We start from the raw sequence: 23,967 nt of genomic DNA, 5'->3' as shown, positions 1-23,967 counted from the left end.
TCCGTTATGCAATCAGCCCGACCCGGCGCGCCGCAACGACGCGATAGAGCGGATCCTTCCACACCTCTTCCTCTTGCAGGGCAGAAAAGACCAGGCTGACATCGTGTTCGTCGTCCGAGGATACCGCGGCGCGTTTGATCTCCGCCCAGGCGGGCGCCCGTCGTCTGCGCATTTCTTCCAGCGCCTCGGCGGTGGGGAGCGCTGGAAAACCGATCTTCGGCACCAGCGAGGCGATCACCTGCCAGAAGGCGCGGTAGAAAGGCTCGGGATTTTCGAGGTGCGGAGAGACGAGGCGCAGCCAGTGCATGCCGGTGACGGAATGGAGTGCGGTGAAATCCATGGTTCCGGCAAAGAGGGCAAGCGAGGTCGCGGCCATACGGCGCGGCGTATCGGCATTGAAGGCAAGGCGGTCGATAACGGGGCGGAAGCCCGGAAGGGCGGCGACGGCGCGGATATTATGCCAGAGCAGATCGGTTTCCGGCTCATAATCGCGGATGCCTTCGATAGTGCCGACATCGGCAAGCACGCTCCCCGGATCATCCGTATCGGGCGCGGCACCGGTGGCTGGCGGCAGCGGCAGATAGCAGGCCGCCCAATAGCCGAGCGCAGTGCCAACCTCTTGGTCGTCTTTCTTGAGCACACCATAGGCAAGGCGCATCAGCGGATGCGTGGCGCTGCCGGCAAGGCCGTTCACCATGGCGGGCAAATAGGTGCGGATGACGGCATCGATGCCGAGCCGGCGGGTTTCGGCGATGAAGAAGGCGCGATAATCCGCCTCGCGCGTACGATCGCCAAGCGCCTCGGCCCATCGCGCCCTGATAATCGGGGCAATCGGCGGCGGCACGGGCGGGAGTGCATGGCTCTCGCGATATTGTTCGTACCATTGTTCCAGCCGTTCGGGCGAGGCGCCGAGGCGATCGAGCGCGATCAGCACCATCGGAACGTGGTTGGCCAGCAGATAGGGAAATTCGACGCTATCCTTGCGGGCCCGCAAAAGGATGGTCTCCAATCCCGAAAATTGAACGGCAGCAGCCTGTCTCATGCCAGAACCTCCCTTGATGTCGTGACGTCCTCGTCTATGCCGGGATCGAAATGCGGTTCGTCATAGGCGGCCAACGCTTCAAGATACCGGTTGGAGTCCTCGATGAACAGCGCTTTCACCAAGGCGCTGACGAGGCGCGGCACACCGTATTTGAGACCGGTGACGCCGTTGCTGATCGGGCCGAGGCTCGCCAGCGCGCCGGTATTGAACATATGGATGCGCGAGACCCAGCCGGCTTCGGCATGCCTGGGCGTGAGTTCGAAACCAGGACCGAGATAGGGATGGCCGCCAAGCAGGGCGTTCTCCTCCCCGTGCGGCGGTTGGAAACAATCCTTCCAAAACGCTGCGGTGTCGGCGAGGCCGGCAAGCTCGGGCCTGAGCGCAAAATTAATCTCGTAACCGGTGCCGAGCAGGAGATGATCGGCATGATAAATACCGTTTGCGGTCGTCAGCTTGACCTTGCCGCCGTCCATCGAGAGTTCACGGACACCACAACCGAGTTGCATGGTGAAACCAGGGTCGCTACGGGCCCGGTCATATTGTTCCTGGGTCGGTGGCACCTTGAAATTGAAGTAGAGGTGGGCGAACCGCCAGCGCTCCAGATCCGGCAGGTCGGCGAAATGGCCGAGAAAGCCGGGGAAATTTGTCCAGGCAAGAACCTCGGTGCGCGGCAGATCGGTGCTCCGCGCAAACATCGTCACCTCTCGGGCGCCGGTTTCCAGCGCCGCCACCGCCCAGTCGAAGCTCGACGTGCCGCCGCCAAGAATGGCGACATCCCTGCCCTTGAGGAAATCGATCGGTATCGGCTCATTGCTATGCGTCCAGGCGGATTTCGGCAGCGCCTTGACCATTGCGGGTATGCGCGGGCCGCCGCAGCCGTCGATGCCGGTCGCCATCACCAGCCGGCGGCAGGTGACCGTGCGGCTGGTGCCGTCACCCTTTGACAACGTGAGAGCGAGTCCGCCCTCCCCCTGATTGATCGAGGAAAGCGTCGTGTCGTTTTCGACGTCGATGCCGACGGTTCTTCGAAACCAGATGAGATAGGCCATCCAGTCCTGGCGGCCGATCTTGTCGAGCGCTTCCCAGGCGTCGGCGCCATTCAGCGCCTCGTACCAGGAACGCAGCGTCAGGCTCGGGATGCCGAGATCCGGGCCAGAGAGATATTTCGGCGAACGCAGGGTCTGCATGCGGGCGCAGGTAATCCAGGGGCCTTCGCGGCCCTCCTCGCTCTGATCGATTACGTGAACTGACCTGATACCGCGCCGCTTCAGGGCGAAGGCGATCGACAGGCCGGAGAGGCCAGCGCCGCAGATCACAACGGAATGCAGCTCGTCGCAGTCTTCATCGCCCAGCGTCGGCCAGCCGGCACAGAGCGCCTCAATGCGCGCCATTTCATCATGGGCGCGGCATTCCAGCTCTCTCAGGCGCTCATCGGGCGTGGTCTTCATGAAGGTGCAGCTCGCCGCGTTGGACAGGACAGTATAGACGCGCAGGTAATGATCAACTCCCTGCTATTTTTTATGCAACGCGCACAAAATATGGACATTTATGCGCGAATATGTTCTAATTTGTGATTTTTAATGTTTGTGCTTTTTTGTCAAGTGCGCTTGAGTGCGATTTTGTTTGATGTATAGTGCCTCAAGCCAATCAAAAAAGGGGAGCAAAAATGAAATCGCTCAACAGTCTCACACGGAAATTGGCGATCGCGGGCCTCGTCTCGGTCGCATTTGTGGGCTCCGCCATCGGCGCCGACAAGAAATATGAAGGCATCACGCTCACGCTTGCCTCGCAGAACGACCAGTTCGCCGCCGTTCTGGCTGCCATCGCCCCCAAATTCACCGAGGAGACGGGGGCCAACGTCAAGGTCGACATTCTCGACTACGGCTCGCTGTTGACCAAGACCACGACCGATTTCGTCGGCGGCACCGGCGGCTACGACCTGGTGACGATGGATATCGTCTGGGCGGGCCAATATGCAGAAAACAAATACACCGTCGATCTCACCGAGTGGATGAAGCGCGACGCCGCCGAACTGAAGCTCGACGACATCTATCCGACGCTTCTCAACGCGCTTGGCCACTGGGGAGACAAGCAGGTCGCCTTTCCCTTTGCCGGTTATGCCAACGTGCTTGCCTATCGCAAGGATCTCTTCGATGCCGCCGGCCTGAAGGCGCCGACGACGATGGAGGAAATGGTCGAGGCCGCCTACAAGCTGACCGACCCCAGCAAGAAGATCTACGGCTTCGTCGCCAACGGCCAGAAGGGCCCAGCGGTCGCACAGGATTGGATGCAGTACAATACCGAGATGGGCGGTTCGATCCTCGGCTCCGACGGCAAGCCGGCGCTGAATTCCGAAGCCAATATCAAGAGCCTGATCGTCTATAAGGACCTCTTCATGAAAGCGGCACCTCCCGGCGCCGTTAATTATGACTGGGGCGGACGCGAGGAAAGCTTCCGCCAGGGCATTGCCGCGACCATGCAGACATGGTCGGTCGGCGCGCCCGGCTATTATGATCCGTCGATTTCCAAGATCGTCGACAAGGTGGCGATCACGACGGCGCCCCGCGGCGCCGGTCTGCCGAAGGTCTATGGGATCGGCGGCTGGGGCATGGCGATCAACGCCGGCATCAAGGACACGCAGAAGGAAGCCGCCTGGGCCTTCATCAAGTGGCTGGTCAGTCCGCCGGTGCACAAGGAATTCAACATGATGGGCGCCGGCAGCTTCCTGCGCAAGAGCGAGATGACCGATCCCGATCTGCTGAAGAAGTTCCCCTTCCTGCCTGTCATCGCCGAAACCTTCGAGCATGGTGACGGCGAATATCGTCCGCGCATCCCGCAATATCCAGAGATTCAGGACCTGCTCGGCACCGCCGTCAACGACGTGCTCGTCGGCAATGCCGATCCCAAGAAGGCGCTCGACGCCGCTCAGGAAGCCGCTGCAAAGCTCTTCTGAGAACAAAACGGTTTCCTCCCCGGGGCCGCGGCCTATGTCGCGGCCCTGCCGTTTCGAGACCATTGATCCGATGCGCCTCAGGCTTCATGATCGGGTGAGCCCGGGCTCGATCCCGGTAGCGCGCATTGAACCAGGAACCTGATGGACATGACGTGACCCTATCCCTCACTTCCGCGCTGAAGCCCTCCCCGGCCTTGAGCGTTTCCTATCTGGAGCGCAGGCGGCTGTTCTTCATCCTGATGACGCTGCCGGCCTTCATCTACGTGCTCGTCATCGGCGTCTGGCCGCTGGCGCAGGGCATCTGGTTCAGCCTCTACGAATATAATCTGCTCAAGCCGGCGCGGACGCATTTCGTCGGCCTCGGCAACTATATCGACCTCCTCTCCGACCCGGTGACACGCGGGGCCTTCGTCAATACCGTCATCTTCACGGTCGGTGCCGTGACTGTCGAACTGCTGCTCGGCTTTGCCATTGCGCTGGCGCTCTGGCGCGATGACCGCTTCAATCGGATCTGCCTGGCGCTGATCCTGATACCGGTGACGATCACGCCGCTGGTGGTCGGACTGATCTTCCGGGCGCTGCTGCTCTCCGATTACGGGCTTGTCGGCTATTATCTCGCCGAGTTCGGGCTTTCCGATCCGCGTGGGCTTTTTGCCAATCCGAGTTCGGCGCTGGCGACCCTTATCTTCGTCGACATATGGGAATGGACGCCGTTGGTGGCGCTGATCCTGCTTGCTGGCCTGAAAGCGCTGCCGGGCGATATTCTCGAGGCATCGGAAGTGGATGGGGCAACGGCGCTGCAGCGACTGAGAATCATCGTCATTCCGCTGATGCTGCCTTCGATCCTGCTGGCGCTGACGCTGCGCACCATCGATGCCTTCCGCATCTTCGACAGCGTTTATGTGACGACGGGCGGCGGGCCGGGCAACGCGACCAACACGCTGATGCTGCATGCGGTGAAGCAGGGGCTGGAATTCTTCAACATCGGCCGCGCCTCGGCGATCTCCAACCTGACACTGATTTGCATCGCCGTAATCGCGGCAGGCTTCATCCTGTTGATCCGCAAGGCGGACAGAAAGGCGAACGGGCGATGAGCACACGCACCCTCAGCCGCATTGGCGAGCGCGCCTTCATCCTTGTCATGCTCACCTTTTTCCTGCTGCCCTTCCTGTGGCTGGCATCGACCGCCTACAAGCCGTCGCGCGACATCTTCTCGATCCCGCCAAAACTGACTTTTACACCGACCCTCGAGCAGTTCGCGACGGTCTTCCGCCTGTTCGACGTCTGGAGCCTCGTATCGTCAAGCCTGCTGATCGCCGGCGGTTCGGTGATCCTGTCGCTGCTTCTCGGCGTGCCGGCAGGCTATGCGCTAGCGCGCTCGACCAGCCGCTATGCCATTGCGGTTGCCTATTTCTTCATGGCAATCCGCATGGTACCGGCGGTGGCGGCGCTGATCCCCTTCTATCTGATGATGCGCGATATCGGGCTGCTCGGCAGCTGGGTCGCCGTCGTGCTCATCAACGCGATGCTGAACTCGGCCTTCGTCACGTGGATGATGTTTTCCTATTTCCGCAGCCTGCCGAAGGAACTGGAGGAGGCGGCGCTGACAGATGGCTGCACGCTGTTCGGCTCCTTCTGGCGCGTGGCGCTGCCGGCGGTGCGCTCAGGCGTCGTCGCCTCCACGCTGTTCTGCCTGATGTTTTCCTGGAACGACTTCCTCTATCCGATGTTTCTCACCCGGCTCGATTCCAAGCCGATCTCGGTGGCGCTGCTTTCGGCCTATGGCACGAAGGACATCACCTGGGGCACGCTCGGCGCGCTGGCGCATTTTTCGACGATCCCGATCGTCTTGATCGTGCTCTTCCTCAATCGTTATTTCGTGCAGGGCTTGACAAAAGGCATTCACTAAACAGACGATACGCTCAAGCGCGGATCGCTGCTTCGGTGGCGGCATCGAAGACGTGGATCCGGGCGGGATCGGCGGCAAGCGACAGGCGCTCGCCGATCTTCACTCGGTTGGTGCCGTCAATGATGAAACGAAGGCGCGGGGCAGATAGCGCCACGTCGTCCTCTTCGGCCGAAAGCGATTTCAGCCGGTCGGCGGCCTCGACATCGACATGAACGAGCAGGTTGGCGCCGAGATCCTCGACGAAGGCAACGGTTCCAGTGAGACCGCCTGCGTCGACCGGCTGGAATGCTTCCGGTCGGATGCCGAGCACAACGGCACGCCCGGCGGCGGAGGCGATGCGCGGCCGCTCGGCGAGCACCTCGCCCGAAAAAACGATGGAGGCCTGGCCGAAACGGGCCTCGGGGCCGTTCTCCGTAGCGAAGAGATCGGTCGCCAGCAGGTTCATCGCCGGCGAGCCCATGAAGGTCGCGACGAACAGATTGGCCGGCTGATCATAGAGGCTGCGCGGCGTGCCGAGCTGCTGCAGGACGCCGCTTTTCATAACCGCGACGCGATCGCCCATGGTCATGGCTTCGACCTGGTCGTGGGTGACATAGACCGTGGTGATGCCCGACATCTTCTGCATGCGGGCGATTTCGGCGCGCATCTGGCCGCGCAGGCGAGCATCGAGGTTGGAAAGCGGCTCGTCCATCAGGAAGGCCTGAGGGCTGCGGGCGAGCGCCCGGCCCATGGCGACGCGCTGGCGCTGGCCGCCGGAGAGTTGGGCGGGCTTGCGGGCGAGATAGTCCTCGAGCTCCAGGAGCTTTGCCGTCTCCTGCACCTTGCGGGCGATGTCGGCCTTGTCGAGGCCGCGGACGCGAAGGCCGAAGCCGATATTCTCGGCCACGGTCAGATGCGGATAGAGCGCGTAGGACTGGAAGACCATGGCGACATCACGATCGCGCGGGGCAAGGTCGTTGACGACGGCGCCGTTGATCGTCAGGCGGCCGTCGGTGATCTCCTCGAGGCCGGCGATCATACGCAGCGCCGTCGATTTGCCGCAGCCGGAGGGACCGACGAGGACCAGGAATTCGCCGTCGCGGATTGTCATGTTCAGGTTGCGGATCGCCGCATAGCCATCGCCGTAGCTCTTGCTGATCTGGTCGAAGACGATTTCAGCCATGCTCTTTCCTTGCAGAACGGGGGACCTGCCGTGGAACCTGGAAGGGTCAGGTCGTGTAGACGCCGCCGGTGACGTTGACGCCCTGCCCGGTCATGAAGCGGGCCGAATTCGAGCAGAGGAAAACGACGACATCGGCCACATCTTCAGGCGTTTCCAGCCGGCCGAGCGGCGTCTGGGCGATATAATCCGCAATGACGCGTTCGGGCGTGACGCCGCGCAGGCTCGCTTCCCAGGCGATCTCGCGTTCCTGCATGCCGGTCTTGACGAAACCGGGGCAGACGGCGTTGACGCGAATGCCTGAAGCCGCGAGCTCGCGGGCGAGCGCCTGCGTCCAGCCGAGCACGGCAAACTTGCTGGCGGAATAATGAGCCAGCAACGGGGCGCCGATCTTTGCGGCCAGCGAGGCGGTGTTGACGATGACGCCGGTCCCGGTGCTCGTGAAACGGCGAGCAGCAATCTGGTTGGTCAGGAAGATGCCGCGAATGTTGACGTCGAAATTATAGTCCCACTCCTCGTCGGTCAGTTCCAGCGCATGCTGCATCGTGGAGACACCGGCATTGGCGCAGAGAATCTCGTAACCGCCTGTCCTCTCGATCACCTCGGAAAAGGTCGCCTCGACGGAGGCGCGCTTGCGAACGTCGATCGCATAGGCAGTGGCGCCGTTGCCAATCTCGGCCGCCGTCTGTTCGGCGGCCGCCAGGTTGATGTCGCAGATCGCCACCTGGATCGACTGGCGGGAGAGCGCGGTCGCGATCGCACGCCCTATCCCCGTCGCCCCGCCGGTGACGATCGCACGCTTGCCGGATAGTTCTGGAAAGCTCGGAGACTGCATGCTCGCCCTCATCGACTGGAAACATCTCCGATCATATAACAACAAAATCATACACAACAAGAAAAATTTATGTTTGAATTTGTTCGAGTCATTCGATACATAGGGAGCAACAATCAGACAATCGTAGCCACGAGTTGCGACGGCGGGAGGATGAGAACGGTATCATGGACGCGGAACAGCAGATGGTCGCCGCAGCGGAAAAACCGAAGGTTCTGGCCCAGGTGCGGCATGCGCGCATCCTGGAGACACTGGCCCGCAAAGGCGCGGTTTCCGTCAGCGATGTCGCCTCCCAGCTTGCCGTTTCCGAAATGACCGTCCGCCGCGACCTGATCGAACTCGAAAGGGATGGCAGGCTGGTGCGCACCCATGGCGGCGCGGTGCGCAGCGGCAAGGCCTTCGAGCCAATCGCCAGCGAAACGGTCGACCGCGAGGAGCCAACCTTCGAATCCCGGCTGACGCGCAACGCCGCCGCGAAGCGGACGATCGCGATGGCGGCGGCAGGCGTTGCTGCCGGCGCGCGAACCCTGGCGCTCGACGTTGGTACCACCACCTATCTGCTGTCCGGCCTGCTGCTCAACCAGCCGCATACGAAGATCTTCACCAACAGCGTACGCAATGCCATGCAGCTCGGCACTGGCTTCGGCGAAGTCTATCTGCCCGGCGGGCGCATGCGCGGCGAGGAAATGGCGATCAGCAGCCAGTCCGCCGTTTCGCAATTCGAGGAACTCTGGTTCGACATCGCCTTCGTCGGCGTGTCCGGGATCACGGCCCAGGGAATTTACGACTATTCCTTCGAAGACACCGACATGAAGCGGGTCTATCTGCGCCGCGCCACGCAGAAGGTGGTGCTTTGCGATTCCACCAAGTTCAAGCGTATGTCGCTGGTGCACATCGCGCCGCTGCAGCAATTCGACATGCTGATCACCAATGCCATGCCGCCGGCCGATCTTGCCGATGCGCTCGCCGCCGCTGGGGTCGATGTGCGCATTGCGCCCGAGGAGCAGCCGCTGCTTTGATTTGACTTCCCGCATCCGCCCCAGCGGATGCCCGTCCACTCGATTCCGCATCAGGAGTTCTCTCATGGTCTTCGATTTTTTCGGCGTCAAGAAGAAGGCGGTCATCGCCATGGCGCATATCGGAGCCCTGCCCGGCTCGCCCGCCTATGACGCCGCCGGCGGTGTGAACAAGCTTGTCGACGACGTGCTTTCCGACATCGACAAGCTGCAGGCGGGCGGTGTCGACGCCATCATGTTCGGCAACGAGAATGACCGGCCTTACGTCTTCCAGGCGCCGCCGGAAGGGCTGGCGGCGATGACCGCGATCGTCGAGCGGGTGAAACCGCAACTGACCGTGCCGTTCGGCGTCAACTATCTCTGGGATCCCTCGGCAAGCGTTGCGATCGGTGCGGTGACGGGCGCGAGCTTCGTTCGCGAGATCTTCACCGGCGTCTTTGCATCAGACATGGGCATCTGGCAGCCGGATTGCGCCAAGGCGGCACGGCTGCGACACAGCCTCGGCCGCGGCGACATGAAGATGCTCTTCAACATCAACGCGGAATTTGCCCATTCGCTGGACCAGCGACCGATTGAACTTAGGGCGAAGAGTGCCGTGTTCTCATCGCTTGCCGATGCCATCCTGGTGTCGGGACCACTGACCGGACAGGCCGTCGATCAATCGGACCTCAGGCGCGTTTGCGAGACGGTCAAGGATGTCCCTGTCTTTGCCAATACCGGCGTCAACAAGGACAATGTGCGCGACATATTGAGCGTTGCCAGCGGCGTCATCATCGGCACGCATTTCAAGGTGGACGGCAATACCTGGAACCCGGTCGACGGCGACCGGGTCAAGCGCTTCATGGAGATCGTCGAGGCGTTGCGCTGAACGAGAGGAACTGCCATGTCCATCACGCTCGGCCTCGATATCGGCACCACCTCCACCATCGGCATCTTGATCGAACTGCCGAACCGCGTGCTCGGCCTCACCTCACGACCATCGACGCTTCGTTCGCCGCAGCATGGCTGGGCCGAGGAAGACCCGGCGGAATGGTGGTTGAATGTCTGCGAGATCACCAGGGAACTGATTGCAACGACCGGGATCGAGGCGGGAGGAATCTCGGCCGTCGGCGTGACCGGCATGCTGCCGGCGGTCGTGCTGCTTGATGACGCCGGCTACGTGCTGAGGCCGAGCCTCCAGCAGAGCGACGGGCGCTGTGGCAAGGAGGTCGAGGAGCTTAGGGCCGAATGGAATGAAGCGGATTTTCTTGCCAAGGCGGGAAACGGCATCAACCAGCAGCTGGTGACGGCGAAGCTGCGCTGGATCGCCCGGCATGAGCCCGCTGTTTTCGAGCGCATTGCCACAGTCATGGGGTCCTATGATTTCATCAACTGGAAACTGACCGGCGAAAAGGCAATCGAGCAGAACTGGGCGCTGGAAGCGGGCTTCGTCGATATCAACACCGGCAAGCTCGACGACGAACTGATCGGGCTTGCCAGAGTTCGCCGGGACGCCATTCCTGGGAAAGCAGTGTCGCATGAGGTGCTTGGCCATGTGACCGACGACGCCGCCAAGGCGACGGGGCTCGCACCCGGAACGCCTGTCATCGGCGGAGCAGCCGACATGATCGCCTCGGCCTTCGGCGCGGGGATCAACAAGGCGGGCGACGTGCTGCTGAAATTCGGGGGCGCGGTCGATATCCTGACGGCAACAGATGTCGTGCGGCCCGATCCTCGCATGTTTCTCGACTATCATCTGGTGCCGGGGCTTTACATGCCGAACGGCTGCATGTCGACCGGCGGCTCGGGGCTCAACTGGTTCATCAGCACCTTCGCCGGACGCGAGCAGATCGCGGCAAAGGCGGAGGGAATATCCGTGCACCGCTATCTCGATCGGCTGGCGGCGGCATGCGCGCCCGGCGCGGACGGGCTGACGATCCTGCCTTACTTCCTCGGCGAGAAGACGCCGATCCATGATGCCGGTGCGCGCGGCCTGATCGACGGGTTGACGCTGTCGCATCATATCGGCCATCTCTGGCGGGCGATGCTGGAAGCCTACGCCTATGCGCTGCGCCATCATATCGACGTGCTGAACGACATCGGCCATCCGACGACGCGTTTCATCGTTTCCGACGGGGGGTCGCAGAGCCGGATCTGGATGCAGATCGTTTCCGACGTGCTGCAGCAGCCACTGCAGGGTCTCACCGGCCATCCCGGCTCCTGCCTCGGTGTCGCCTGGGCCGCGGCGATCGGTGCGGGGCTGACCGAGGATTGGTCCGGTGTGACCGCCTTTGTCGGCCAGGGTGAAAGGATCCTCCCCAATCCCGACAATGCAGCGGTTTATGATCGGGGTTATCGGACCTATCGTGCGCTTTACAGGCCATAGACCCAGCGAGATTTGAGCGTGACGACACCGGCAGAACGGGATTCCACCAGACAGGCAGTCGGGCGTGGCGGCATGATAACAAGCCCGCATGCGCTGGCGAGCGAGGCGGGTGCCGCGATCCTGCGAGCCGGCGGCAATGCGCTGGAAGCTGCGATCGCCATCGGCAGCACCATTGCCGTCGTCTACCCGCATTTCTGCGGGCTTGGCGGCGATTCCGTCTGGATCGTTGCCGATCGCAGCGGGCGGAAAACATGTTTTCTCGGCATCGGGCAAGCGGCGCGGGAACTGCCTGATTTCGACGGCAGCATTCCGCTGCGCGGACCGCTTTCGGCGCTGACCTCGGCCTGCGCTGTCGATGCCTGGCGGCACGCGCATGACTATTCCGCGCGGCACTGGGGCGGCAAGATCGATTTCCCAGTCTTGCTTGCCAATGCGATCCGTCATGCCAAAGCGGGCTTTCCTGTTACGCGCTCGCAGAGTTTCTGGCTTGGCTTCCGACAGGAGGAGGCAGCCGGCTGGCCGGGTTTTGCCGCGCTTTTCATGCCGGATGGCGCGGCGCCGGAAACGGGCAGCCTGTTCCGGCAGGAGAATTTGGCACTGTCGCTTTCGCTGATTGCCCGTGACGGGCCGCGGTCATTCTACGAGGGCGAACTCGCCACGAGGATTGCTGCGGGCCTGCAGGCCGCGGGCTCTCCGCTGACCAGCGACGATCTTAAGGCAACCCGAACGCGCGAAGTGGTACCCGTCAGTCTCTCGTATCGCGGCTTCGAGCTGCTTGCGCCGCCGCCGCCGACACAGGGCCTGTCGACGCTGGCGATCATGGGCGTTCTCGCCCATTTCGATCTTGCCAGCCAAACGGCCGGCAGCGCCGATCATCTCCATCTCTGCGTCGAAGCCGTCAAACGCGCCTTCCTCGACCGCGGCGGCATTGCCGATCCCGATGTCGTGCCGCAGCCGGTGGAGGAATGGCTGAGCGCGCAGCATCTTGCGCAGGCGGCAGCCTCCATTGATCCAGCACGAGCGCTCGAATGGCCGGCGCCCTTTCACAGCGGCGACACCGTGTTCTTTGCCGCAACCGACGCAGAGGGCGGCAGCGTCAGCGTCTTGCAGAGCACGTATTTCGACTGGGGCAGCGGCGTAGTGGTCGGCGATACGGGTATTCTCTGGCAGAACCGCGGGGCCGCCTTTTCGTCCGATCCCAAACATGTCAACGCCATCGCACCCGGCAAACGGCCTTTCTATACTCTGAATCCCGGCCTCGGCCTGCGCAACGGCAAGCCCGCCCTGCTCTACGGCACACAGGGCGCCGACGGCCAGCCACAGACGCTGGCAATGCTGCTGACCCGGCTGATCGACTTCGACGAGGAACCGGCAGCCGCGCTGGCCGGTCCGCGCTTTCTTCTCGGCAAGACCTTTTCCGACAGCCGTGACAGCCTGAAGCTGGAAAGCGACGCCGGCGAAGCTGTCCTTGCCGAACTGGCCGCACGAGGCCACGTGCTGTCACCGATCGAGGCGCAGAGCCCGCTTGCAGGTCAGGCAGGTGTGATCGCTATCGACGAGGACGGCATGGCGACCGGCGCGCATGATCCACGTGGCGACGGATTGGCGATCGGGATCTCTTCCCGAGCATGAGTTGCGTCGGCGAGACGCGTTCAAACGTAAGGGCGGGCGTGAGCCCGGCTCTGCGAACGAGCATGAAGTGGCGAGAACGTTTCAGTGTGCGACGCCTGGTTCCTCGTGTGCCCTCACGATGGCGTCCGCTTCCTTGCCGTATAGCTCCTCGAAGTGATCGAAGGTCTTGGAAAAGTAACCAATGCCCTGCGTCGCCGAGCGCAGCGCCCGCGCCAGATCGTCAAGTGCGCCGCCCGGAATAAGTGCGCGGAAGATGTCCCATCCCTTAGCGGTTTCATCCCGGTCGAAGCCGAGAACCTGACCCTTGAGAGCGGAGACGATCTGGACGAGGCTGCCGGAATAGATCGACGGAATGTGAATTTCGCTGCGGAAGACCGGTTGCATTAAAACGGCCGACCCTTCGGAAAGCGCCTGTCGCACTCCCATTTTCGACGCAGTCCTGAAGGCGTGTTCCGAACTGTCGACGGCATGGTACTGACCATCGAACAGCGTTACGCCGACATCGATGACCTCGAAGCCGAGCGGCCCTTTCTCCATCGCATCGCGCGCGCCTGCTTCGACGGCAGGGATGTAGTTGCGCGGAACGACGCCACCCTTGACGGTTTCGCTGAAGGTGAAGCCCCGGCCGCGCTCGTTGGGGCGAATGCTCAGCTTCACATCCGCGAATTGCCCGGCACCGCCGGTCTGTTTGCGATGCCGGTAGTGAACCTCGGACGGCTTCGCGATTGTCTCGCGGTAGATCGGGCTGGGCATTCGATCGGTTACGTCGATGTGGAAGACGTCGGACAGGGTTCGGCAGAGATCGCGCAGATGCACCGGGCCCTGGGCGCGGATGAGCTGGGCGCCCGTGCCTTCCTCCTGCAAAACGACAAGACCGCGATCCGTCTCGGAAAGTTTCGCCAGCGTTTCGGAGAGCTTGTTTTCATCGCGTTCGCTGCCTGGGACCAGGATCCTTTCAAGCATCGGCGTAGGTGGCTCGGTCCATTCGGGCGAGGCGACCGGCGCGTGTGATGTCAACAGCGACGGGACGGGCAAGTGGTCGGACTTGACTGTTGCGAAGACATCCCCCGGTGCAGGCGCGATCGCCGAGCTGGACCGTCCGTTTGCGGGATCCTGCACGGCGCCGAGGCTGGAGCCGCCCAGTAATGCGCCTTGCCGCAGTCCCTCGCCAAGTGCGCGCACCAGCACCGTCTTGCCGATATTCTGACGATGATAGGCATGGAAGCTCACGGCGGTCAGCTTGTTTTCATCGACATTGCCCGCACGAGCCATGCGCTGTCGAAGAACCCCTACCGGCGGCGCCTCGTGGCGCAGCGCCTTCATCAGCCTCATCATGCCGTTGCCGTGACTTGCGGCACCGATCAGGACCGGGATAATCTTGTTTTCCCTGAGAACCCGCGATGAAATGGCATAGAGCGCGTCGCTGGGCGGCTCGCGGTCCTCGATCAGTTCCTCGAGAAGCCAGTCATCGAATTCGGACAAGTGTTCCAGGAGCTCGCTGCGCGCTTCGTGCTCGCGCTCGGCGGTGCTTTCGGGGATTGCGATCAGCGCCGAAGTCTGGCCTTCCCGGTAGCGCCACGCCCGTTCCGAAATCAGATCGCAACTGCCAATGATCCTATCCCCCTCGCGGATCGGAATCTGGCGAAGCAGAAGGGTCTGGTTGGTGTAGTCTTGAAGCGCGGCGATCACATCCCTCAGCCGCCCTCTCGGTTCGTCCATCCGGTTGACGAACAGGATGCACGGCGTCCCCGAGGCTTCGACTATCCGCAGATAGGGCGCGGCGAGCACAGCCTCCTCGGGTGCCGATGAAACGCACAGTATGCAGGCGTCGCTGGCAAGAAGCGCGTGCTGTGCATGCACCAACGCTTCGTTGGGTCCTGGCGCATCCAGCGCACACCACGCCTCGTTTCCAAAGGTGAATTCTGTGAGATTCAATCCATAAGGGGACCTGGATTTTCTCGGCGCTCCCTCCAGGGAGCCGAGCTTTTCCACCACTGTTGATTTTCCGGTCTGCGAAGGTCCAAGCACGGTAAAGCAGCGCATCGGCATTCCTCCTACTGCCATAAACACGATATTCAACCATCATAGGATGCCCTGAACCGCTGCAAGGCGCCAGACACATTGCATCAGTCCCCCGTTCCGTTGCGTATGGCCGCCCGAAGGTATCTATTGTCGACGAATGCCGGGCAGTTGGGAGTATGTAATGTCGGCAGTGCCGTTCTCAAAGATTTCGACGCCGCTCAACGCGCTGTTCGCTACAATCGGTCTCTTGGTCGTCGCCGCACTGACGACGCAGGGCCTTACTGGACAGGAAAGGCTTGTCTTTGAGCTGCTACTTGCGGCAATTTGGCTGGCCTATGTGCTCCAATTGAGCGGCACATTGCTTTCACGGCGACACCGCTTGTCCGGCGGGATGCCGGCCCTCTTGATCGATTTGCTCGCGGTTCTGGTTCCGGCTGCTGCATTCTTGTTCGTCGGGTCCCGCGACCGAAACCTTTATTGCGCCATTTGGCTTCTCAAGCCGCTACGCGACTCGACCTTCTTCAGGCTGCTGGCAAAGGTGGTCGCGAATGAATCGCGCAATCTGCTTGGCGTGACATCGGTGTTCGGCATCGTTCTTTTTGGCGCTGCGTTGGCCGGTTATATCATTGAGCGAGACGTCCAGCCCGATAGGTTCGGCAGCATTCCGCAGGCGATGTGGTGGGCGGTCGTAACGCTGTCGACGACCGGCTACGGTGACGAGATCCCCCAGAGCTTTGCAGGTCGAGTTCTGGCCGGATTGGTGATGATGAGCGGGATCGGTATTTTTGCACTTTGGGCCGGCATCCTCGCCACAGGCTTTTACGAAGAGGTTCGCCGCCAGGACTTCGTTCGCAACTGGCAATTGGTCGCTGCGGTACCCCTGTTCCAGAAGCTTGGTTCCGCTGCACTGATCGAGATCGTTCGGGCGTTGCGACCGCGCATTGTCCCCGCAGGTGCCGTGATCTGCCGCAAGGGCGATTTTGGCGATCAGATGTTCTTCATTGTCGAAGGGCAGGTCACCGTGGCGACACCCGACCATCCAGTGGAACTCGGTGCCGGAAACTTCTTTGGCGAGATGGCGCTGATCAGCGGCGAACCGCGCTCAGCGACGGTCAGCGCAGCAACCGAGGTATCGCTGCTGTCGCTCTACGTCGTGGATTTCCAGATGTTGTCGAGCAGTAGTCCGGAGATCGCGGAGACCATCCGCAAGACGGCGCTGGAGCGGCGGGGCGGGCCGCCGAAGGAATAATCCAAGCCTGATGGCTGCGGCATCGCCGCAGCCGGTAGGGGTCAGCACCAGTCGCTTGAACAAGCCTTCTCTTGCGTTCTGCTCACCCTCACCAGTTACGGCCCGCCATCGCACAATATCAAGTGCCTCCGTTCTTTGGCCGAGGAGCAGGAGCGTCGCCTGGCCGAAGCCTTCCTGCGCGATCAGCACAAGGAACGAGCCTGGTTTAATACGCTGAACGAAGCCTATGTGAAGGCGCGTTACCCGAAGCATTTCGAGATCAGTGTTGAAGCGCTCACTTGGCTGGGAGACCGGACTGCTCTGCTGCTCGAGTTGGTCGAAACGGTTTGCTGCGAATATTTAGAAATGCTGAAGCGGAACGCTTGATAGCGAAATACTTGAGAGTTCGACCGAACAAGAGTCGGACGAAAATAATTCATCGGCAACATGCCCGGCGCACAAGCCGATATGTAAGTGATCAGGCGGATCGGAACAGCGATATCCGGTCGGGCCCAACTCAGATATGCAAAGCGCTTCCCAAAGCTTTCAGCGCCGCCTCCATGACCGCTTCGCTGCGGGTCGGATGCGCATGGATGGTGGCTGCGATATCTTCCAGACGTGCCCCCATTTCGATCGCCAGCGCAAAAGCCGCCGAAAGCTCTGAGACCCCGGCTCCCACAGCCTGCAGGCCGAGCACGAGGTTGGTGTCGGCGCGCGCCGCGACACGCACGAAGCCTTCTTCGGACAGCATCGTCATCGCCCTTCCGTTGGCGCTGAACGGAAATTGACCGGTGCGGATTTCATAGCCTTGCGCCCGCGCTTCCGCCGGCGACAGGCCGGCGCTGACGATCTCCGGGTCGGTGAAGCAGATGGCGGGAATGCAGCGCTTGTCCCAGGCCCGCTTCTTGCCCGCGATGATTTCCGCCACCATCTCCCCTTGGGCCATGGCCCGATGGGCAAGCATCGGCTCGCCGGTCACGTCGCCGATCGCATAGATGCCGCGCATCGAGGTGCGGCAACGGTCATCAATCCTCAGATAAGGACCGGCACGGTCGAGATCGAGTTCTTCGAGGCCGGATCCTGCGGTTCTTGGACGACGGCCGACAGTGACGAGGATGCGGTCGGCCGGCAAGGTCTGCTGCCGGCCATCAGCCGTTTCGACGATCAGGGCCTGGCCATTGTCGGCAAGGCCGATCGCCTTGGCACCCGTCAATACCCCGATACCGGCTTCGGTCAGCTTGCGCATGACGGGCCGCACCAGCTCGGCATCATATTGCGGCAGCACCTGTGGCGTCGCCTCGACGACCGTCACATCAGACCCCATTTTGGAAAAGGCGGTCCCGAGCTCCAGCCCGATATAACCGCCGCCGACCACGATGAGTTTTTTCGGCAGCTCCGTCAGCGACAGCGCCTCTGTCGAGGAAATGACACGGCCGCCGAAAGGCAAGTTTGCAAGCTCCACCGGATCCGAACCGGTGGCGATCACCACCGTCTCGGCGCGGATGATCTGCTGGCCGGTTTCCGTCTCCACCTCCACCGTCTTGCCGTCGCGGAAATGGGCTCGGCCGTGGACGATCTTGACCCGCGCCTTCTGCAGCAGCCCGGAAACACCGCTCGTCAACCGGCCGACGATCCCGTCCTTCCAGGCAATCGTCCTGCCGAGATCGATCGAGGCGCCTTCGACGCGGATGCCCATCGGGTTCTTGCCGGCAAGCATCTTTTGCGTCGCTTCGAATTCCTCGGCCGCATGGATCAGCGCCTTGGAGGGAATGCAGCCGACCGTCAGGCAGGTGCCACCCGGCTTGCCAGCCTCGACGATGACAGTATCGATGCCGAGCTGTCCGGCGCGGATGGCGCAGACATAACCGCCCGGACCGGCGCCGATGACGAGGAGCTTGCAGACGATCTCTTTCATGGACCTCAGCCTTCGATAAAAATGAGCGCCGGCGTTTCGAGGAGCGTGCGGATGCGCTGCACGAAGTTTGCGGCATCCCAGCCGTCGATGATGCGATGATCGAAGCTGGAGGAGAGGTTCATCATCTTGCGCGGCACGAACTGCGTGCCGTCCCAGACCGGTCGTGTGGCGATCTTGTTGACGCCGATGATCGCCACCTCAGGATGATTGATGATGGGTGTCGAGACGATGCCGCCAAGCGCGCCCAGCGAACTGATGGTGATGGTGGAGCCGGAAAGCTCGTCGCGTGTTGCAGTACCCGAGCGCGCCGCTTCCGCCAGCCGGTTCATTTCGGCGGCGCAATCCCAGATGCCACGGGCTTCGGCATGCCGCGCCACCGGCACGGTCAGACCGGCCGGCGTCTGCGTGGCGATGCCGATATGCACGGCACTATAGCGCGTTATGATGCCGGCATCGTCGTCGAAAGTGGCATTGACGTCAGGCTGCTCGGAAATGGCCTTTACCAGCGCCCGCATCAGGAAGGGCAGAACCGTCAGCTTCGGGTGGTCAGGCCTGCGATCGCCGTTCATGGTGGCGCGCAACTCTTCGAGCGCGGACATATCGACTTCCTCCACATAGGTGATGTGGGGAATACGCGAAGTGGAGAGCACCATCTTCTCGGCGATGCGGCGGCGCAGGCCGGTTAGCTTGATCTCCTCGGTCGCCGTCTTCCTGGCAAAGCCGTTCTTTGCCGTTGCAGGCGCGGTCCCATGGCTTAGGAATTGCTCGATATCCTCGCGCAGGATGCGCCCGGCCGGTCCTGTCGCCTGCACTTGTCTCAGATCGACACCGCTTTCCCTGGCGAAGAGCCGCACCGAGGGAGCGGCAAGCGGCTTTTCCGCCGGCGCCGGCGCCGGCGCAGGAGTTGGCGCTGCCGGCGCAGGTTTTGCAATCTCGGCCTTGGGCGTTTCGGCAATCGGCGTCTGCGAAATCCCTACGGGCTGCACCTCGCCGACATCTCCCGCCGTCTCAATCCGCACCAGCGGAGCCTTGACCGCGATACGGTCTCCGACCTCGCCGGCAAGCCAGATGACGGTGCCATTGACGGGAGACGGAATTTCCACGGTGGCCTTGTCGGTCATGACGGCGGCGATCACCATGTCCTCGCGGACGGGATCTCCCGTCTTCACATGCCATTCTACGATCTCGGCCTCGGCGACCCCTTCCCCGACATCGGGCATCTTGATGATGAATTCGCCCATGGCTCAGGCCTCCATGACTTCGGCAAGCGCCTGCCCGACACGGCCGGGACCCGGGAAATAGTCCCACTCCTGCGCATGCGGATAGGGCGTGTCCCAGCCGGCAACGCGCACCACCGGCGCTTCGAGATAATAGAAGCAATGTTCCTGCACCAGCGCCACCACTTCGGCGCCGAAGCCGGATGTCAGGGTTGCCTCATGCACGACGACACAGCGTCCCGTCTTCGAGACCGATTTGACGATCGTATCGAGATCGAGCGGCAGCAGGCTTCTCAAATCGATCACCTCGGCATCGATGCCGGCATCTTCGGCCGCAGCAAGCGCCACATGCACCATCGTGCCATAGGCAACGACCGTCACCGCCGATCCCGCGCGCCGCACTTCGGCCTTGCCGATCGGGATGGTGTAATGGCCATCGGGCACCTCTCCGAGGTCGTGTTTAGACCAGGGCGTCACCGGCCGCTCGTGATGGCCGTCGAAGGGGCCGTTATAGAGGCGCTTCGGCTCCAGGAACATGACCGGATCAGGATCCTCGATCGCCGCGATCAGCAAGCCTTTGGCGTCATAGGGATTGGACGGCACAATCACTTTCAGCCCGCAGACATGGGTGAAAAGCGCCTCCGGGCTCTGGCTGTGCGTCTGGCCGCCGAAAATGCCGCCGCCGGTCGGCATACGCACGACGATCGGGCAGGTGAAATCGCCGTTGGAACGGTAGCGGATGCGCGCCGCCTCCTGCGTCAGCTGGTCATAGGCGGGATACATGTAATCGGCAAACTGGATCTCGACACAGGGCTTCAGCCCGTAAGCCGCCATGCCGATTGCCGTGCCGACGATGCCGGATTCGCTAATTGGCGTATCGAAGCAACGCGTCCTGCCATATTTTGCCTGCAGGCCCTGGGTGCAGCGGAAAACGCCACCGAAATAGCCGACATCCTCGCCGAAGACAACGACATTGTCGTCCTTCGCCATCGAGACGTCCATGGCGCTGCGCACGGCCTCGATCATCGTCATCCTGGCCATGTCAGTACCCTGCCTTCTGCCGCTGGCGACGAATATGCGCCGGCATTTCGGCATAGACGCCCTCGAAAATGTCGCGCACCGAAGGCCTGCCGCCGGCATGCAGCGTGCCATGCGCCTCTGCCTGGCGCTGCGCCTCGATCACCTCGTCCATGATTTCGGCTTCAGCCTGCACATGCCGCTCCTCCGACCATGCGCCCTTGATGATCAGATGTTTCTTCAGCCGCAGCACGGGATCGCCGAGCGGCCAGGCCTCCGATTCCGTCTTCGGCCGATAGGCGCTCGGATCATCGGAGGTCGAATGCGCACCAACGCGGTAGGTGACATGTTCGATCAGCGTCGGCCCGAGATTGCGCCGGGCGCGTTCGGCCGCCCAGCGGGCGACGGCATGGACGGCGAGATAATCGTTCCCGTCGACCCGCAGCGCCGGAATGCCGAAGCCGAGGCCGCGGGCGGCAAAGGTGCCGGAGCCGCCGCGGGCAATTCCCTGAAAGGTGGAGATCGCCCACTGATTGTTGACGATGTTGAGGATCACGGGCGCCTTGTAGGTCGAGGCGAAGACAAGCGCCGAATGGAAGTCCGACTCCGCCGTCGACCCATCGCCGATCCAGGCAGCGGCGATGCGGCTGTCGTTCTTGATCGCCGAGGCCATCGCCCAGCCGACGGCCTGCACATATTGGGTGGCGAGATTGCCCGAGATGGTGAAGAAGCCGTGTTCCTTGGAGGAATACATGATCGGCAGCTGCCGGCCGTGCAGCGGATCGCTCTCGTTCGAATAGATCTGGTTCATCATCTCGACCATCGGGTAGTCGTCGGCAATCAGCAGGCCCGCCTGACGATAGGTCGGGAAATTCATGTCACCCTTGCCAAGCGCCTTGCGAAAGGCGCAGCTGACGGCCTCTTCGCCGAGATGCTGCATATAGAAGGAGGTCTTGCCCTGCCGCTGCGCCATCAGCATGCGGGCGTCGAAGGCACGCAGCTTCATCATGTTGCGAAGTCCGGTCAGCAACGCCTGATCGGAGAGCGACCCGGCCCAGGGGCCGACCGCCTCGCCCTCGCGGTTCAAAACGCGGATGATGGAATAGGCGAGGTCACGAATATCTTCGGATGCGACATCGACCTCCGGCCGCGGCACCGATCCGGCCTTGGCAATCTTGACGTTGGAAAAATCGGGCTGACCGCCCGGGCGAACGGCGGGTTCGGGGACATGCAGGCTCAAACGAGCGGAATCCACCATGTTTTTTCTTTCCTCCCTTTGCCGGCCTTACTCCCCTCCTCCGGAAGCAGGGCCGGATGTGGTGCTTAGAGATTGCGGGCGATCACCATGCGTTGCACGTCGCTCGTTCCTTCATAGATCTGGCAGATGCGCACATCGCGGTAGATGCGCTCGACCGGATAATCGGCCATGTAGCCATAGCCGCCATGGATCTGGATCGCGTCGGAACAGACGCGCTCGGCCATTTCGGAGGCAAAGAGCTTCGCCATCGAGGCTTCCGACAGGCAGGGCAGCCCAGCCTCTCTGAGCGAGGCGGCATGAAAAACAAGCTGCCGCGCCGCCTCGATCCGCACCGCCATATCGGCAAGGCGGAAAGCAACGGCCTGATGCTCAAAGATCGGCTTGCCGAAGGCCGTTCGCTCCTTGGCGTAGTCGCGCGCCGCTTCGAAGGCCGCCCGCGCCATGCCGACGGCCTGCGCCGCAATGCCGATCCGCCCGCCCTCGAGATTGGCGAGCGCGATGCGATAGCCCTCGCCTTCCGCACCGAGCCTCAGCTCGGCCGGGATGCGCATGCTGTTGAAGGCGATCTGGCAGGTGTCGGTGGAATGCAACCCGAGCTTTTCCTCGACCCGGATCACCTCGTAGCCCGGCGTATCCGTCGGCACGATAAAGGCGGTGATGCCCTTCTTGCCGACATCGGGATCGGTGACGGCAAAGACGATGATGATATTACCGTTCTTTCCCGAGGTGATGAATTGCTTGGAGCCGTCGAGCACGTAGTGATCACTGTTACGCCGCGCCCGGGTCTTCAGGTTGGAGGCATCGGAACCGGCCTGCGGCTCGGTCAGCGCAAAGCCGCCAATCCATTCGCCACTGGCCAGTTTCGGCAGGAAGCGCTGCCGCTGCTCCTCGGTCCCGAATTTCAGGATCGGCACGCAGCCGACCGAACTATGCACGCTCATGATCGTCGAACACGGCCCGTCGCCGGCGGCAATCTCCTCGAGTGCAGCGGCATAGGCGACCACACCGGTATCCGACCCGCCATAGGCCTCCGGCACCAGCATGCCGAGCAGCCCGAGTTCGCCCATTTCCTTCAATTCCTCGCGTGGGAAGAGATGCTCCCGGTCGCGTTTGGCGGCCCCCGGCGCCAGCCGGTCGCGGGCAAAGTCGCGGGCGAGATCTGAGATCTGCTGCTGAAGGTCGGAAAGGATCATCTGTTCCGCCCTCCCCGCTCGTGCCGCTCGATGGCGACAGCCGTCGCCTCGCCGCCGCCGATGCAGAGCGCGGCCATACCGCGCTTCAGGTCGTATCGCTCCAGTGCTGCAAGCAGTGTCACCAGGATGCGAGCCCCCGAGGCGCCGATCGGATGGCCGAGTGCGCAGGCGCCGCCATGCACGTTCACTTTTTCATGCGGCAGGTGGAGATCGCGCATCGCCGCCATGGCGACGACGGCGAAAGCCTCGTTGATTTCGAACAGATCGACATCAGAGAGCGGCAGGCCGGTGCGATCGGACAGCTTCTGCAGCGCGCCGATCGGCGCCGTGGCGAAAAGATTGGGTGCCTGTGAATGCGTGGCATGGCCGAGGATAGTGGCAAGCGGCTTCAGGCCGCGATGCTCCGCCTCGGAGCGGCGCATCAGCACCAGGGCTGCCGCGCCATCGGAAATCGAGCTGGAATTGGCGGCGGTCACCGTGCCGCCCTCGCGGAAGGCGGGTTTCAGCGTCGGGATCTTATCGAGCTTCGCCTTTCCGGGCTGTTCGTCGCGGCTCGCCACCTGCTCGGCTTTACCGGATTTTATCGTGACCGGCGCGATTTCGCTGTCGAAACAGCCTTCGGCAATCGCCTTCTGCGCCCGCGTCAGCGAGGCGATGGCGTAATTATCCTGCGCCTCGCGCGTGAACTGATAGGCCTCGGCGCAATCCTCCGCGAAGCTGCCCATCAAGCGCCCCTTGTCATAAGCATCCTCCAGCCCGTCGAGGAACATGTGATCCACGACATGCCCATGACCAAGCCTGTAGCCGCCACGGGCCTTGTCAAGGAGATAGGGCGCATTCGTCATGCTTTCCATGCCGCCCGCGACCGCCACGGAGGCGCTGCCGGCGGCGATCAGGTCATGCGCCATCATCACCGCCTTCATGCCCGAGCCGCACATCTTGTTGACGGTGCTGGCCGCGGTGGCGAAAGGCAGGCCGGCATGGATCGCCGCCTGACGCGCCGGCGCCTGTCCCTGCCCCGCCGGCAGCACGCAGCCGAAGACGACCTCCTCGATCGCCGCGGCCTCGACGCGGCTCCGCTCAAGCGCCGCGCGGATCGCGGTTGCTCCGAGTTCCGGCGCTGTCGCCTCCTTCAGCTCTCCCTGAAAGCTGCCGATCGGGGTGCGCGCTGCACCGACGATGACGATGGGATCCTGCAATGTCATGTTT

At 62.5% G+C, this 23,967-nt stretch carries 19 protein-coding genes and 1 pseudogene; 9 read left to right on the top strand and 11 right to left on the bottom strand.

Annotation, left to right across the window (positions count from 1 at the left end; translation table 11 throughout):
• Positions 1 to 4: 4 nt before the first annotated feature.
• Complete coding sequence (locus tag ACIPSK_RS09545; RefSeq protein WP_162117525.1) at positions 5 to 1,042, bottom strand: questin oxidase family protein; 1,038 nt, start codon at positions 1,040 to 1,042, stop codon at positions 5 to 7.
• Complete coding sequence (locus ACIPSK_RS09540; protein ID WP_162117524.1) at positions 1,039 to 2,490, bottom strand: FAD-dependent oxidoreductase; 1,452 nt, start codon at positions 2,488 to 2,490, stop codon at positions 1,039 to 1,041. The genes ACIPSK_RS09545 and ACIPSK_RS09540 overlap by 4 nt, the downstream gene beginning before the upstream one ends.
• Before the next feature lie 218 nt (positions 2,491 to 2,708).
• Between ACIPSK_RS09540 and ACIPSK_RS09535 the strand changes: the two genes are divergently transcribed.
• The 3 genes from ACIPSK_RS09535 to ACIPSK_RS09525 all read left to right on the top strand — a co-directional run bounded on the left by ACIPSK_RS09535 (position 2,709) and on the right by ACIPSK_RS09525 (position 5,904).
• The gene (locus tag ACIPSK_RS09535) at positions 2,709 to 3,995 is read left to right on the top strand and encodes an ABC transporter substrate-binding protein (RefSeq protein WP_018483864.1); all 1,287 of its coding nucleotides are present in this window, start codon (positions 2,709 to 2,711) and stop codon (positions 3,993 to 3,995) included.
• A gap of 152 nt (positions 3,996 to 4,147) precedes the next feature.
• On the top strand, positions 4,148 to 5,089 hold the full coding sequence (locus ACIPSK_RS09530; RefSeq protein ID WP_162117523.1) for a carbohydrate ABC transporter permease: 942 nt from the start codon (positions 4,148 to 4,150) through the stop codon (positions 5,087 to 5,089).
• Positions 5,086 to 5,904 (top strand): carbohydrate ABC transporter permease, encoded by an 819-nt coding sequence (locus tag ACIPSK_RS09525; RefSeq protein ID WP_162117522.1) that lies wholly within the window; start codon positions 5,086 to 5,088, stop codon positions 5,902 to 5,904. The genes ACIPSK_RS09530 and ACIPSK_RS09525 overlap by 4 nt, the downstream gene beginning before the upstream one ends.
• Before the next feature lie 13 nt (positions 5,905 to 5,917).
• Here ACIPSK_RS09525 and ACIPSK_RS09520 read toward each other — a convergent pair whose 3' ends face one another.
• Positions 5,918 to 7,066 (bottom strand): ABC transporter ATP-binding protein, encoded by a 1,149-nt coding sequence (locus ACIPSK_RS09520; protein ID WP_162117521.1) that lies wholly within the window; start codon positions 7,064 to 7,066, stop codon positions 5,918 to 5,920.
• 46 nt (positions 7,067 to 7,112) lie between these two features.
• Positions 7,113 to 7,898 (bottom strand): SDR family NAD(P)-dependent oxidoreductase, encoded by a 786-nt coding sequence (locus ACIPSK_RS09515; RefSeq protein WP_162117520.1) that lies wholly within the window; start codon positions 7,896 to 7,898, stop codon positions 7,113 to 7,115.
• Between the two features lie 164 nt (positions 7,899 to 8,062).
• On the opposite strand from ACIPSK_RS09515, the gene ACIPSK_RS09510 reads away from it, so the two are divergent.
• The 4 genes from ACIPSK_RS09510 (at position 8,063) to ACIPSK_RS09495 (ending at position 12,908) form a co-directional block, all read left to right on the top strand.
• On the top strand, positions 8,063 to 8,914 hold the full coding sequence (locus tag ACIPSK_RS09510; protein WP_162117519.1) for a DeoR/GlpR family DNA-binding transcription regulator: 852 nt from the start codon (positions 8,063 to 8,065) through the stop codon (positions 8,912 to 8,914).
• Between the two features lie 64 nt (positions 8,915 to 8,978).
• Complete coding sequence (locus ACIPSK_RS09505) at positions 8,979 to 9,779, top strand: BtpA/SgcQ family protein (protein ID WP_162117518.1); 801 nt, start codon at positions 8,979 to 8,981, stop codon at positions 9,777 to 9,779.
• 15 nt (positions 9,780 to 9,794) lie between these two features.
• Positions 9,795 to 11,276 (top strand): FGGY-family carbohydrate kinase, encoded by a 1,482-nt coding sequence (locus ACIPSK_RS09500; RefSeq protein ID WP_162117517.1) that lies wholly within the window; start codon positions 9,795 to 9,797, stop codon positions 11,274 to 11,276.
• Between the two features lie 72 nt (positions 11,277 to 11,348).
• The gene (locus ACIPSK_RS09495; protein ID WP_162117532.1) at positions 11,349 to 12,908 is read left to right on the top strand and encodes a gamma-glutamyltransferase family protein; all 1,560 of its coding nucleotides are present in this window, start codon (positions 11,349 to 11,351) and stop codon (positions 12,906 to 12,908) included.
• 81 nt (positions 12,909 to 12,989) lie between these two features.
• On the opposite strand, the gene ACIPSK_RS09490 is transcribed toward ACIPSK_RS09495, so the two are convergent.
• Positions 12,990 to 14,951, bottom strand: coding sequence for an elongation factor G (locus ACIPSK_RS09490; RefSeq protein WP_162117516.1), 1,962 nt, complete (start codon positions 14,949 to 14,951; stop codon positions 12,990 to 12,992).
• Positions 14,952 to 15,111: 160 nt separating this feature from the next.
• On the opposite strand from ACIPSK_RS09490, the gene ACIPSK_RS09485 reads away from it, so the two are divergent.
• Together ACIPSK_RS09485 and ACIPSK_RS09480 are read left to right on the top strand one after the other, a co-directional pair.
• Positions 15,112 to 16,179, top strand: coding sequence for a cyclic nucleotide-binding domain-containing protein (locus tag ACIPSK_RS09485; RefSeq protein ID WP_162117515.1), 1,068 nt, complete (start codon positions 15,112 to 15,114; stop codon positions 16,177 to 16,179).
• 45 nt (positions 16,180 to 16,224) lie between these two features.
• Positions 16,225 to 16,545 (top strand): annotated as a pseudogene (locus ACIPSK_RS09480) (HEPN domain-containing protein); the annotation flags it as partial.
• A 130-nt stretch (positions 16,546 to 16,675) separates the two neighbouring features.
• Here ACIPSK_RS09480 and lpdA read toward each other — a convergent pair.
• From lpdA to ACIPSK_RS09450, 6 genes are all read right to left on the bottom strand, one after another.
• On the bottom strand, positions 16,676 to 18,073 hold the full coding sequence (gene lpdA / locus ACIPSK_RS09475) for a dihydrolipoyl dehydrogenase (protein WP_162117514.1): 1,398 nt from the start codon (positions 18,071 to 18,073) through the stop codon (positions 16,676 to 16,678).
• A 5-nt stretch (positions 18,074 to 18,078) separates the two neighbouring features.
• Positions 18,079 to 19,314 (bottom strand): dihydrolipoamide acetyltransferase family protein, encoded by a 1,236-nt coding sequence (locus tag ACIPSK_RS09470; protein WP_162117513.1) that lies wholly within the window; start codon positions 19,312 to 19,314, stop codon positions 18,079 to 18,081.
• 3 nt (positions 19,315 to 19,317) lie between these two features.
• On the bottom strand, positions 19,318 to 20,331 hold the full coding sequence (locus tag ACIPSK_RS09465) for an alpha-ketoacid dehydrogenase subunit beta (RefSeq protein ID WP_162117512.1): 1,014 nt from the start codon (positions 20,329 to 20,331) through the stop codon (positions 19,318 to 19,320).
• Position 20,332: 1 nt separating this feature from the next.
• Positions 20,333 to 21,565, bottom strand: a complete 1,233-nt coding sequence (locus ACIPSK_RS09460; protein WP_162117511.1) for a 3-methyl-2-oxobutanoate dehydrogenase (2-methylpropanoyl-transferring) subunit alpha — start codon at positions 21,563 to 21,565, stop codon at positions 20,333 to 20,335.
• 65 nt (positions 21,566 to 21,630) lie between these two features.
• Complete coding sequence (locus ACIPSK_RS09455) at positions 21,631 to 22,758, bottom strand: acyl-CoA dehydrogenase family protein (protein WP_162117510.1); 1,128 nt, start codon at positions 22,756 to 22,758, stop codon at positions 21,631 to 21,633.
• On the bottom strand, positions 22,755 to 23,963 hold the full coding sequence (locus ACIPSK_RS09450) for an acetyl-CoA C-acyltransferase (protein ID WP_162117509.1): 1,209 nt from the start codon (positions 23,961 to 23,963) through the stop codon (positions 22,755 to 22,757). Before ACIPSK_RS09450 ends, ACIPSK_RS09455 begins: the two co-directional genes overlap by 4 nt.
• Positions 23,964 to 23,967 lie beyond the last annotated feature (4 nt).

It is taken from the genome of Rhizobium sp. LARHSG275, assembly GCF_052871115.1.
Note: the sequence above shows the minus strand (reverse complement) of the source record. Positions and strands in the feature narration are given on the sequence as shown.

What these genes read in the sequence shown, in the direction of transcription:
- ACIPSK_RS09455 (WP_162117510.1), bottom strand. Translation starts at nt 22,758, where the DNA reads ATGATCCTTTCCGACCTTCAGCAGCAGATCTCAGATCTCGCCCGCGAC.
- ACIPSK_RS09490 (WP_162117516.1), bottom strand. Translation starts at nt 14,951, where the DNA reads ATGCGCTGCTTTACCGTGCTTGGACCTTCGCAGACCGGAAAATCAACA.
- ACIPSK_RS09450 (WP_162117509.1), bottom strand. Translation starts at nt 23,963, where the DNA reads ATGACATTGCAGGATCCCATCGTCATCGTCGGTGCAGCGCGCACCCCG.
- ACIPSK_RS09495 (WP_162117532.1), top strand. Translation starts at nt 11,349, where the DNA reads ATGATAACAAGCCCGCATGCGCTGGCGAGCGAGGCGGGTGCCGCGATC.
- lpdA (WP_162117514.1), bottom strand. Translation starts at nt 18,073, where the DNA reads ATGAAAGAGATCGTCTGCAAGCTCCTCGTCATCGGCGCCGGTCCGGGC.
- ACIPSK_RS09510 (WP_162117519.1), top strand. Translation starts at nt 8,063, where the DNA reads ATGGACGCGGAACAGCAGATGGTCGCCGCAGCGGAAAAACCGAAGGTT.
- ACIPSK_RS09525 (WP_162117522.1), top strand. Translation starts at nt 5,086, where the DNA reads ATGAGCACACGCACCCTCAGCCGCATTGGCGAGCGCGCCTTCATCCTT.
- ACIPSK_RS09540 (WP_162117524.1), bottom strand. Translation starts at nt 2,490, where the DNA reads ATGAAGACCACGCCCGATGAGCGCCTGAGAGAGCTGGAATGCCGCGCC.
- ACIPSK_RS09535 (WP_018483864.1), top strand. Translation starts at nt 2,709, where the DNA reads ATGAAATCGCTCAACAGTCTCACACGGAAATTGGCGATCGCGGGCCTC.
- ACIPSK_RS09465 (WP_162117512.1), bottom strand. Translation starts at nt 20,331, where the DNA reads ATGGCCAGGATGACGATGATCGAGGCCGTGCGCAGCGCCATGGACGTC.
- ACIPSK_RS09500 (WP_162117517.1), top strand. Translation starts at nt 9,795, where the DNA reads ATGTCCATCACGCTCGGCCTCGATATCGGCACCACCTCCACCATCGGC.
- ACIPSK_RS09470 (WP_162117513.1), bottom strand. Translation starts at nt 19,314, where the DNA reads ATGGGCGAATTCATCATCAAGATGCCCGATGTCGGGGAAGGGGTCGCC.
- ACIPSK_RS09505 (WP_162117518.1), top strand. Translation starts at nt 8,979, where the DNA reads ATGGTCTTCGATTTTTTCGGCGTCAAGAAGAAGGCGGTCATCGCCATG.
- ACIPSK_RS09545 (WP_162117525.1), bottom strand. Translation starts at nt 1,042, where the DNA reads ATGAGACAGGCTGCTGCCGTTCAATTTTCGGGATTGGAGACCATCCTT.
- ACIPSK_RS09515 (WP_162117520.1), bottom strand. Translation starts at nt 7,898, where the DNA reads ATGCAGTCTCCGAGCTTTCCAGAACTATCCGGCAAGCGTGCGATCGTC.
- ACIPSK_RS09485 (WP_162117515.1), top strand. Translation starts at nt 15,112, where the DNA reads ATGTCGGCAGTGCCGTTCTCAAAGATTTCGACGCCGCTCAACGCGCTG.
- ACIPSK_RS09520 (WP_162117521.1), bottom strand. Translation starts at nt 7,066, where the DNA reads ATGGCTGAAATCGTCTTCGACCAGATCAGCAAGAGCTACGGCGATGGC.
- ACIPSK_RS09460 (WP_162117511.1), bottom strand. Translation starts at nt 21,565, where the DNA reads ATGGTGGATTCCGCTCGTTTGAGCCTGCATGTCCCCGAACCCGCCGTT.